We start from the raw sequence: 11378 nt of genomic DNA, 5'->3' as shown, positions 1-11378 counted from the left end.
GGTCCATGTGCCGTCATTCACACTATCTGTGTAGATCGTTTGCGATGGTTGCTTAGCGGAAACAGAGTCACCATTCTCATATGTTGCACTGTCGCTTGGAAGCAGCGTTGCGATACCTGCTGGAAGTTGCTTACCTGCCGTTGCACTTGCGAAACTGTAAGTAGCTTGATACTTGTTGGCTTTAAAGGCCCACTTACCTGTGAAAGTCAAATCAGCTTTTTTCACAATCTTACTTTTGGCATCGTAACCATCGAAAGTCCATGTACCATCGTTCACATCATCTTTGTAAGACGTTGTTGTCGGCTCTTCTGCAAAAACTCTCGTCCCATTGAAGTAAGTTGAACTATCTTTTGGTGCTTTCTTCTGGATAAATTCAGGCAAATCAACACCAGACGTAACACTTACAAAAGTATAGCTTACATGATGTGGTCTAGGCGTTGCTTCCCAGATACCCGTAAATGTCACGCGCTTGCCATTATACGTTGCATTCTTCTGATCGTAACCTTTGAAGGTCCAGACATAGTCTTTTTCTTCTTCAACTACTGATTCTTCAGCAGGTTGCTTGGCTACAATGGTGTCTCCAACCTTATAAGAAGCCTCATCACTTGGAAGCATTCCCAAAATACTTTGTGGCAATGGAACACCTGCTTTAGAAGATTTGAATACATATTCTGGATTTGGAGTAGGCACCCAGCTTCCAAGGAAGGTCTGTCTGCCTTCTCCAATAACGATTTTTTCTTTATCGTATCCTGCAAATGTCCAAGTTACCTTGTTTGCTGTATCAACATAAGTCGTTTCACTTGGTTGTTCCGCAACTACTTCCTTAGGATTCAGTTTGTAATCATAAGGATTTTTCGGAGTCAACTTGGTGATATGATCTGGTAATACGAAATCAGGATTAGTTGACTTAAACTGATAATCCACACCATTTGGCGTAAAGCTCCAAGATCCTGTGATGGTCTTCACTTTCGTACCTGCAATAGCTTTACCGTATTTATCCGCATCAAAACCATGGAAGGTCCATGTACCTGTCGGAACAGTTACTGTGGATATGTCAAGTTTGCTTGCATCTTTGTAATCGTCAGCTCGTGCAACGAAATCAGTACCAGCTGGAAGCATATCGCGAATCTTATTTGGAAGAGGATAAGCAGGAGTCAAGTTAGTAAATTTATACTCCACTCTGTAGATCGTATCAGACTGATCAGTAGGAACAAAAATCCATTTTCCTCTAAAGATAATGTCTCCTGTTCCGACTGTTTTCTCACGTGGAGAAATAGTCGTATCATCATCTTCATAGTAGTCATCAAATACCCAAGTTCCTCTGCCATCAGGATCCTCAATTCTTGTTTTAGACGGCATTTTAACGCGAACTTTTTCACCCTTGACAAATTCTCTTTCGTTAGTGATTAGATCATACAAAGTTGATGGTGGATAGATTAAATTACCAGAAGAATCTTTTGAATCTGTATAGAAGTCATAGGAAACACTGTGCTTAGTCGGTTCAAAGACCCAGCGGAGAGTGTAAGTAGAGTCCTCATCATCAGATGGTTTTTCTATATTCTTAGGAGCAATAAATTTCCAAGTACCATCATTATCCTCATCTGTGTATGTATAGAAACTTTCAATAACATATCTAACATTGTCAGAATAATCTTTCGGAGATGTCGTGATAGAAGCTGGAATTTGTCCCTTCAGACCATCTGGAATAGCCTTCCCTGGGGTATCACTGACAAAGTCAAAGGAAACAGTCTTATCTCTGTGTGGTGTGAAAGACCAAGTACCTGTAAAGAGAACTTTATCTTGATTAACTACCTTGCTATTAGCGTCATAGCCATCAAATTTCCAAGTACCTTCGTTATCAAAGTCCATGTAGGTCGTCTCACGTGGATATTCCGCAAATACAGTTTCGCCATTATCGTAAGTATTTGTATTACTTGGCGTCAAGGCCTTAACTGCAGCTGGTAGAGATCGACTAGGATCTGAGCTGACAAACTCATAGTTTTCTGAGTACTTATCCGCTACAAAAGTCCAAGTACCTGTGAACTTGAGATTCCATCCATCGTGCTCCCACTCGCTTACTGGTTTTTCAGTAAAATCGTAGCCTGTAAAGGTCCAGGTACCCTTGTTAACTGCATCATAGTAGGACTCTTGAGTCGGTCTAACAGACTGAACCATCTCACCTTTCGGGTATTTCTTTCTCTTTGCATACTCCCATTCAGGCATATCTACCGGCTTCAGATTATTGATCTCAGCAGGTAATGCTTTGCCAGCCGTTCCACTGATAAACTCATAAGTCGGTTTCCGAGGAACTGGTGTAAATTTAAACATCAATGGCATTGTAACTTTTGGCAATTCCCCATATGTAGCCGCACGTTCCAGTTCACGACTGAGGGTTAGATCTACTACATCTTCCTCGTAGGTCCAATTCCCTTCATGTTCTGCATCATAAAAGGGTTTGTGGACTTCTTGAACTTCATCGAAGCGCTTCAAGGCAGCTACCGTATCCCGTATATCTTTAGGTAAATGCTCATGACGTTTATCAAACTGATTGAGAGAAAGCTTGTAATCGTATAGCTTACTTTCTAGATCCTTTATCTCCTTAGGGAGAGGTAATTTATATTCGTCATATGAGGTCTTAGGACTACTTGGTAACTTATAAAAGTTCTCAAAATCGTGCTGGTTCATAGGCTTGTAGGATACAATAACATCCTCAAAGTATTTCCAAGTTCCTACAAATTCTACATCGCCATTGTTTGCCACCTTGCTAGGAGCATCAAAGCCAGTCAAAGCCCAATAGCCTTTTCGGTTAGGATATTCTTCTGAAGTATAAAAAACATAGTGAAATTCTCCTGCTTTTACTACTTCACCATCAGCAAATCTTCTTTTATCTTCTGGACTCCAGTTTGCAAGATAAGATGGCAAAGTTTTTCCAGGTGAGCCATTAACCGCTCTATAGGTAGCCTTGTATGGTGTCGGTGTAAATTCCCACTTACCTGTGAAGAAAGCATCATCATTGTCAATCACCTGACTATCATAGTCATAGTCCTTAAAGGTCCATCTACCACTTCCATCATACTCTACATAAGTTGTTTCAGTTGGCTGAAGGGCCTTTACTTTATCGCCTTTATGGTAAACGGTAGTGTCTACTGGCTTCAAATAGTTCAGACCAAACGGAACCGTTTTTCCTGGTGTAGCACTTTCAAACTCATAAACTGCAGAGCGAGGAGTTTTATCCTTGTCTGGGACGAATTTCGGATTTTTATCACGAAGACCTGAATTGACAAAAGTCACGAGATTGCGATAAACTTTATCAATCTCTTCTTGCTTTGTCGCAGTTTGAAGCACGCTATCAGCAGCTGTCATCACGCCATTCAAGATTTCTAGACTATCGTCTGTCTTACTTGAAAAGTCCTTGCTACGCAACTCTTTGAGATAGTTCTCCAAAGTGCTCTTATTGAGACTAGCATTTGCTGACGCTGGTTGAGCAGTAGCTGCAGCTGGCTGATTTGTGCCTGTAGCTGACTGAGCATTTTTAAAAGCAGTCGAATCTGTCGCTTGACTTGTCTCTGTCGCAGCAGGTTCAGCAGATTTCAAAGTAACTTGGTCTTCTTTCTGAGGCTCTGCTTGCTCTATTGTAGAAGAGCTCACCGAGACCTGCTGATCCTCTGCTTTATTCTCCACTTGTTCAGTAGTCGTAAGCTCATCAGCTTGAACTACTTGAGCAGCTCCCATGACCGCAGGTGCAAACAAAAATCCAATCGCAAGGGACACAGTAGCAACTGACAATTTGCGGATTGAATATTTTATCTTTCTATCCTGAAAAAACATTCCAGTCCTCCTTTTATTTTATCATTTCCATTTTATCATAAATAGTTGATATTATAGATTTTTTGACTGTAATTTTTTAAAAACTTATTTGTGGATGTTTTCTCATAATATACAAATATACAAAAAAACTCCTTCTCTAAAATAGTGATTATAGGGAGTAAAAAAATGAAAGGAAGTGCTCCCTTTCATTTTTTACTTTTATTTCCAATTTAATACCGCATTCAAACCATAGTGGTCACTGACTTGTGGACTATTCTGCCCATCAAAAACTACATGCAAGCTTTCTACTTCTAACTCTTTTGTCGTAAAAACATAGTCGATTCGCAGTGGTTCAGAGTTGCCTTTCCAGCCATCAATTTCTGGTGGTACTGTATAGCTACCGCTTCTCTCCTTAGCAACTTCAAAAGCATCTTGTAACTCTAGAGGACTTGCTAGGATAGCTTGGTAACCTTCCTGTCCAGCAGGATTATTAAAATCACCAGCTAAAATCAAAGGTTTGTTCAAATCTTTCAGTACAGCCTCAAATCGTGCCCATTCTTCCTGAAAACCTTTATCCCACCAAGAGAGATGGACGCTTGCAAGAGCAAGTTCCTTCCCTTCAACTTCTGTCTCTACCAAGGCGACACGGCGAGTATGATAGTCTGTTGGATCATCTACATCCGAAACTAAAATCTCACGCGCTTTAATAGGCGTTTTAGATAAGATAGCAACCCCCTCATGGTAGCGATCATAACCAATATGGTTATACGCCCAAGTCCAGTAATAGCTTCTTCCTTTCTCAGACAATTTCTCAACCAAAAGTCTCACATAGTGGTCTTGGTGAATTGGCTCTGCAGCTGGCAAAGCTTGATAGAGGTCATTAACCTCCACCTCAGGAGAAGTAATTTCCTGATTGATTTCTTGGAAACAAATTAAATCATAGTCTTTATCAAGAATATCCTGGAGCAAGAGCTGGAATTTTTCCTCCGCTTCCTTCTCCATCCAACTGTGGGTATTGAGTGTTAAAAATTTCATGCTTTTCTCCTAAAACAAGAGGTTGGAAAACAGCTTCCAACCTCAAGTATATTACAATTCTACTTTAGCAACTGCTGTTTTAGCTGCAAGAGAACCAGTTTGTTCTAATTTAACAGATTTGATAGCATCACCATTTGTGAAGACAACCACTGTTGAAGTTTCGCGACCTGCTGCGCGGATAGCATCCAAGTCAGCTGTAACAAGAAGATCACCAGCAGCAACCTTTTGTCCTTCGGCTACGTGAACTGTGAATGGTTTTCCTTCAAGACTTACTGTGTCCAAACCGATGTGAACAAGTACTTCAAGACCTGTATCAGTCACAAGACCAAGAGCATGTTTTGTAGGGAAGATACTTGATACAGTACCAGAAACTGGAGATACGATATTTCCATTTGCTGGTTCTACCGCAAATCCGTCACCCATCATTTTTTGAGCAAAAACCGGATCTTTCACTTGTTCCAAGGCAATGACTTGACCGTCAGCTACTGAGTAAACATCCTCAGTTACACCTTTGAAATGTACAGTGTTTTGTTGAGCTTCGGTCATTTGACTTGGAAGAGTTTCAGGAATAACCTCACCTGAGTCAAGGATATCTTGGATATCAGATTTCAACACGTCAGCTTTTGGTCCGTAGATAGCTTGGACACCTTGTCCTTTCATGACAAGACCCATAGCTCCTTCAGCTTTCCATTGTTCCTCAGTACCAACACGATCTGCGTCTTTAACAGTTACACGAAGACGAGTCATACATGCATCTACATCTACGATGTTTGCACGACCACCAAGAAGGTTAATGATATTTACAGCTTGAGAAGAGGCTGCAACTTTTGTTTCACCTGAAGCAACTTCTTCTGAAGCACCTTCAGCAGTTTCATAGTTTCCGTTGCGTCCTGGAGTTGCGTAGTTAAATTTCTTAATCATGAAGTTCGCGATGAAGTACATGATCACAGCAAAGAGGACAGTTACCCAGATAAAGTTAATAATATCCATACCAAGGCCAGCATTGATAGCTAGTGGAGTACGAGTTAAGAATTCGATAGAACCGAATGAGTGCATACGAAGGTGAACAATATCCGCCATAGCAAAGGCAGCACCTTGAACAAGAGCATACACTAGGTAAAGAGGTGTTGCGATAAACATAAACATATACTCGATAGGTTCAGTAACCCCTGTCAAGAATGTTGCAAGGGCTGTCGCAATCATCATACCCTTGTATTGGTGTTTCTTGTCAGCATCAACATTACGGTAGATAGCAACGATGACACCCATCAAGATACCGAACGAACCAATCATTTGACCAACTTTAAAACGAGCTGGAGTGATAGTTGTAAGAAGGTGTTGGTATTGGTCAGCATTTGAACCTTTAAGGTTAACAAGGTCTGTTACCCAAGCAAGCCAAAGTGGGTCCTGACCAAATACTTGTGTACCTTTTGCTGCTCCAGTAAGGATTTCGTATGTTCCACCAAGAGCTGTATAGTTCATTGGGATAGTGAGCATGTGGTGAAGACCAAATGGCAAGAGCAAACGTTCCAAGGTACCATACAAGAATGGTGCGAGAACTGGTGCAGTTTCTTGTGAGTTGGCAATCCAGATACCGAAGCTATTGATACCTGTTTGAACTACTGGCCAGAAAGCAGCAAGCACAATTGCTGCAATAGCTGAACGAAGGATGACAACGAATGGTACAAAACGTTTCCCATTAAAGAATGAAAGTGCGTCTGGAAGTTTACGGTAGTTGTAGTATTTGTTATAAGCAGTTGCCCCTACAAAACCTGAGATGATCCCTACGAATACCCCCATGTTAAGGGCTGGTGCTTCAAGGACACTGATAAAGTAATCAGCAACTTTGATTGATCCACCAAAGAGAGTAGTGACTATAGCCTCAGGGTTTTTCAACATATCACTTGTAACTCCAAAAATAGTACCTGTGATACGGTTAATCAAGATAAAGGCAAGCCCGGCTGCAAATGCACCACCTGCACGTTCTTTTGCCCAACTTCCCCCAATAGCAAGGGCAAACAAAATATGAAGGTTACCGATAACCCCCCAACCAATTTGCTCAAGGATTCCACCTGTAATCACTAGAGGAGCAAGATTTGGGTCGATCATCACGATTGATTTACCGATTGAGATCATCAATCCAGCCGCTGGCATAACGGCGATAACCACCATTAGAGCCTTACCGAATTTCTGCCAAAATTCGAAAGACAAGACATTTTTGAATGTAGCTTTCATCATTCAAATCTCCTTTATTTTATTTAGGCAAACGTTTTACGAAAACGTTTGCACTTGTTTATACTCTAATTATACCACTTTATTTTTTTTTGTAAAGGCTTTTATAAAAATTTTTTCCCATTTTTCTTAAATTTTTATACAAGCGCTAAAAGAAAAAAGAGAAGCTCAAGAAAACTTCTCTTTTAAAATTGTATTATTTCTGATTTGGTCTGCAAGTTGCATTTATATCCAACTAGATCTTCAAGAATCGACGCATAGAAATGCCTGATCCAATTGCCCCAATGAAAATACCAATCACAAACAATAGAACTGTCATCAAAGGAATAAATACATCTGGTGTAATCATCGACAAGTTTTGCCCCACCAAAGATTTATTGACCGATTGGTAAACCATATTGTAGACAAAGAATACAAGGACTGAAGGAATAGCTGCACCAAATAAACCGATAAAAGCACCTTCAAGTAAGAATGGTCCTCTAATGTAGCCATTTTTAGCCCCTACTAGACGCATGATCTGAATCTCACGACTACGTGAAATAATGGTGATACGGATGGTATTGGAAATGAGGAAGACTGCAATAAAAATCAAGAGCCCTGCAATAACCAATCCCCAAACACGGATAAAGGAAGCCAGTTCGAAAAGTCGTTGAGTGTTGGCTCCACCATCTTGAACTTCTGATACTCCCTCAATTTTCTTAGCTTCTTCAGCTACCGTTTTAACATCACTCGGAGAATTTGTATCAACGATATAGGCATCATAGAGAGGATTTGCATCCCCTTCAAAGACCTTCCAATCGTCACCCATTGTTTCAGTCAATTTTTGGTATTGCTCTTCTTTACTTGAGAAGGTAACACTTTTTACAGCTGGCATAGCCTTCAAAGCATCATAAACCTTGTGGTAGTCATTATTGGTAACTGTCTGACCTTCTTTTTCAATCGTTTCACTGTTATCTGCTACATCCTTACGAATGTAAACCATGACCCGAACATTGTTTTCAATATCGGTAGCCAATTTTGCTGTGTTAAAAATTACGGATGCAAAGAGGGCAACGAGTGTCAAGGTAATCATAACCGAGCTTACCGCTGCTACTGTCATCCAGCCATTTCGCTTTAAACTTTTTAATGATTCAAATAAATGGCGAAAAAATCTACTAATCATCGTATCCATATTCTCCTTTTGCTTCGTCACGAACGACACGGCCATTTTCAATGGCAATGACACGGTGGCGCAAGGTATTTACAATCTGGCTATTATGGGTAGCCATCAAGACAGTCGTACCTTGGAGATTGATGCGTTCCAACAGATTCATAATTTCCCAAGAATTATCTGGGTCCAAGTTTCCTGTCGGCTCATCGGCAATCAAGACTTTGGGATTGTTCACAATCGCACGGGCAATGGCAATCCGTTGCTGCTCTCCACCTGAAAGTTCATTCGGGAATGAACGAACCTTATGTTTCAAACCTACTAGGTCCAACACTTCCATAACACGTTTTTTAATGGTACGGCGGTTCTCACCGATTACTTCCATTGCATAGGCAATATTTTCATAAACGGTTTTCTTTGGCAAGAGTTTGTAGTCCTGAAAGACAACTCCAACACTACGACGAAGCAGAGGAATATCTTTCTTCTTGATTTTAACCAAATTAAAGCCTGCAACTGTTAGGCTCCCTTTTTCAATCTTTACTTCTCGATATAAAGCTCGAATAAAGGTTGACTTCCCTGCTCCAGAAGGTCCAACGATATAGGCAAATTCTCCTGGTTCAATACTAAGAGAGACTCCACGAAGAGCAGTCGTTCCGTTATCGTATTTTTTGACAACATCTCGCATTTCAATGATTGACATGTGAGTTCCTTTCTATTTTTAGCTGATTCGCCACTTAAGATAAGCATCGATGAAACCATCAAGATCTCCATCCATGACCTTATCTACCTGAGCGACTTCAAAGCTCGTACGGTGATCTTTTACCATGGTATAAGGCGTGAAAACATATGAACGGATTTGACTTCCCCAAGTGATTTCTTTTTTCTCACCTTTAAGAGAATCAACTTCCGCAGCTTTCTTTTCTTGCTCCATTTGATAGAGCTTAGCCTGCAACATCTTCATGGCACGATCTCTATTTCCATACTGGGTACGATCGACCGTTGATTGGACGACAGTTCCCGTAGGAATGTGTGTCAAACGCACACCTGTTGAAACCTTATTGACGTTTTGTCCACCAGCGCCACCTGAACGGAAGGTATCCATTTTGATATCATCTTCACGAATCTCCACTTCGATGGTATCATCCAACTCAGGCATAACCTCTACGGATGTAAATGAAGTATGGCGACGTTTGGCAGAGTCAAATGGCGAAATACGGACCAAACGGTGAACACCCATTTCTGATTTAAGTAGGCCATAAGCATTGGGTCCTTCAAAAGACAAGGTAACAGACTTGATACCTGCTTCATCACCAGCCTGGTAATCCAAGACTTCTACTTTAAAGCCTTTGGCATTTCCATAACGAGTATACATACGAAGCAACATATCGCCCCAGTCCTGTGCCTCAGTACCACCAGATCCTGGATGGATTTCTAAGATTGCATTATTATGGTCATAAGGTTCTGACAAGAGAAGGGTCATCTCGTAGCTGGTCATCATCTTATCCAGTTCTGTCAACTGTTCGACCAGTTCATCATGGACTGACTCGTCTTCTGTTAAAAAGTCAAATAAAATCTCAACTTCATCCTGCAACTCTTCCATTTTACGGAAGGTGTTGTAGGTGTTTTTTAATTCATTTAAGTCTTGCGACGTTTTTTGGGCCGCGATATTATCGTTCCAAAAATCAGGTTCTGTCATCTTGTTTTCCAAGATGGCAATCTCTTCCTCTAAGCCTTCGAGGTCAAAGAGACCCCCTAAAAGAAGCTAATTTTTCACGATTTGCGTCAATTTTTTGACGAATTTCTGAAATGTCCATAGATACTCCTTTTCATATCGTTTTATTATACCATAATCTCTCATTTCTTTCCATATTTTGCTTGTTATTTCAAATTGTATACAAAAAAGAGGGCTTTCACCCTCCATTTTATAACTTTTTAGCAGATGTTCGAGCAATCTCCTCTACTTGGATACCTTGCGCTTCAAATTTCTCCTTCAGGAAGGTTAAATCAATCGTCCCATCAATTTGAACTTCAATAACAACCTTACCATCCTTGCGAGGAATATTAACGGTGTGTGAAATATTCAGATTTTCCTCTGCAATCAAGGTCACAATCTTCCCCAAAACCCCAACTTCATTTTCCGTAATAAACCGAACACGAATCCCTTCTTCTCCATAACCAGCGATTTCCAAAAAGGCTTGGAAAACATCACGATCTGTAATCACACCATAAACCTGTTGATTATCCACAACTGGAAGAATACCGATTTTATTTTTCAGCATGAGATAGGTCGCATCCTCTAGACTAGCATAACCTGAGACTGTTATAACATCGCGAATCATGACGTCTTTGACTTTGGTCTTATTGAGAAGATAATTCATCTCATAGATGGAGAGACTGGTTGCTTTAGACGGACTCGCCTCTGCAATGGTTCCTTCTGTTACAAGACCAACCAATTGATCATTTTCGATAACAGGTAAACGGTGCAAGCCTTGCTCGCGCATCAAATCTGCTGCATGTGCTACAGTCGTATCTGGACTGATATAAACTACCTTGCGGGTCATAAAATCTTTAACTGCCATGAGACTTCTCCTTCTTTATTGCTACTATAATTATACACTTTCTTACAAAAACTATCAAACGCTTTCATCTCTTTTTCAAGATTTTGTAACATTCAATCACAAAAAAAGAGAGAAACAGCCTTCTCTCTTAAACTTAAATTGTAACGGAATCTCGATCCTTGATCATATAGCGTTTTAAAGGAGTTAAGCTAGCTAGCCAGTACAATAGACCACCAAAGATCGCAGTAAAGCCACTACCAGTTGTGAGCAAAAACATAGGACTCTGGATGTGCTTTGTTATCGGGTTGTAAACAAATAATACCGTAACTAATAAGGAAATGATTACACAAGATAATCCCACCCAGTTAAAACCATTTGTAAACTCATAGGCGTCATGTCCTTCAAGGAAATAGGCTGAACGCAAATCAAGTTTTCGTTTTCTTAAGATAAAGTAGTCAACAACAATCATTCCGATAATGGGGCCTTGAATATAGGCAGCCAGCGAGATGAAGGAACCGAAATATTCATCCACTCCTCCCCAGATGGTGAGTAGACTCACGTAAACCATGGCAATCCAAACCATTAGTTTATAGCTTACT

At 40.5% G+C, this 11378-nt stretch carries 8 protein-coding genes; all 8 read right to left on the bottom strand.

All coding sequences use genetic code 11. The annotated features are described in order from the left end of the window. Positions 1–3828, bottom strand: a 3828-nt coding sequence (locus tag HMPREF9184_RS08745) for an SHIRT domain-containing protein (protein ID WP_000465993.1), incomplete at its 3' end; no start/stop codon positions are given. Positions 3829–4026: 198 nt separating this feature from the next. After that, positions 4027–4842 (bottom strand): endonuclease/exonuclease/phosphatase family protein, encoded by an 816-nt coding sequence (locus HMPREF9184_RS08740; RefSeq protein ID WP_000670861.1) that lies wholly within the window; start codon positions 4840–4842, stop codon positions 4027–4029. A gap of 51 nt (positions 4843–4893) precedes the next feature. Next, entirely contained in the window at positions 4894–7080 is a 2187-nt protein-coding gene (locus HMPREF9184_RS08735; protein WP_000973833.1) for a PTS transporter subunit IIBC, read from the bottom strand. 229 nt (positions 7081–7309) lie between these two features. Beyond that, complete coding sequence (gene ftsX / locus HMPREF9184_RS08730; protein WP_000625560.1) at positions 7310–8236, bottom strand: permease-like cell division protein FtsX; 927 nt, start codon at positions 8234–8236, stop codon at positions 7310–7312. Then, entirely contained in the window at positions 8229–8921 is a 693-nt protein-coding gene (gene ftsE / locus HMPREF9184_RS08725) for a cell division ATP-binding protein FtsE (protein WP_000022258.1), read from the bottom strand. Before ftsE ends, ftsX begins: the two co-directional genes overlap by 8 nt. An 18-nt stretch (positions 8922–8939) precedes the next feature. Next, positions 8940–10035, bottom strand: a protein-coding gene (prfB, locus tag HMPREF9184_RS08720) for a peptide chain release factor 2 (protein WP_156790151.1) whose coding sequence is annotated in 2 segments (ribosomal slippage) — positions 8940–9962 and positions 9964–10035 — 1095 coding nt in all. Because the reading frame shifts where the segments join, the coding sequence is not laid out codon by codon here. Positions 10036–10143: 108 nt separating this feature from the next. Next, entirely contained in the window at positions 10144–10800 is a 657-nt protein-coding gene (locus HMPREF9184_RS08710) for a CBS domain-containing protein (protein WP_000268639.1), read from the bottom strand. Positions 10801–10933: 133 nt separating this feature from the next. Beyond that, positions 10934–11378: cytosine permease (locus HMPREF9184_RS08705; RefSeq protein WP_009444400.1), on the bottom strand; the 445-nt coding region annotated here is incomplete at its 5' end.

The sequence above is a fragment of the Streptococcus sp. oral taxon 058 str. F0407 genome (assembly GCF_000235485.1).
GTDB lineage: Bacteria > Bacillota > Bacilli > Lactobacillales > Streptococcaceae > Streptococcus.
Note: the sequence above shows the minus strand (reverse complement) of the source record. Positions and strands in the feature narration are given on the sequence as shown.

Bases quoted from the DNA above. Each gene is read 5' to 3' on its own strand.
- HMPREF9184_RS08735 (WP_000973833.1), bottom strand. From the start codon at position 7,080: ATGATGAAAGCTACATTCAAAAATGTCTTGTCTTTCGAATTTTGGCAG.
- ftsE (WP_000022258.1), bottom strand. From the start codon at position 8,921: ATGTCAATCATTGAAATGCGAGATGTTGTCAAAAAATACGATAACGGA.
- HMPREF9184_RS08740 (WP_000670861.1), bottom strand. From the start codon at position 4,842: ATGAAATTTTTAACACTCAATACCCACAGTTGGATGGAGAAGGAAGCG.
- HMPREF9184_RS08710 (WP_000268639.1), bottom strand. From the start codon at position 10,800: ATGGCAGTTAAAGATTTTATGACCCGCAAGGTAGTTTATATCAGTCCA.
- ftsX (WP_000625560.1), bottom strand. From the start codon at position 8,236: ATGATTAGTAGATTTTTTCGCCATTTATTTGAATCATTAAAAAGTTTA.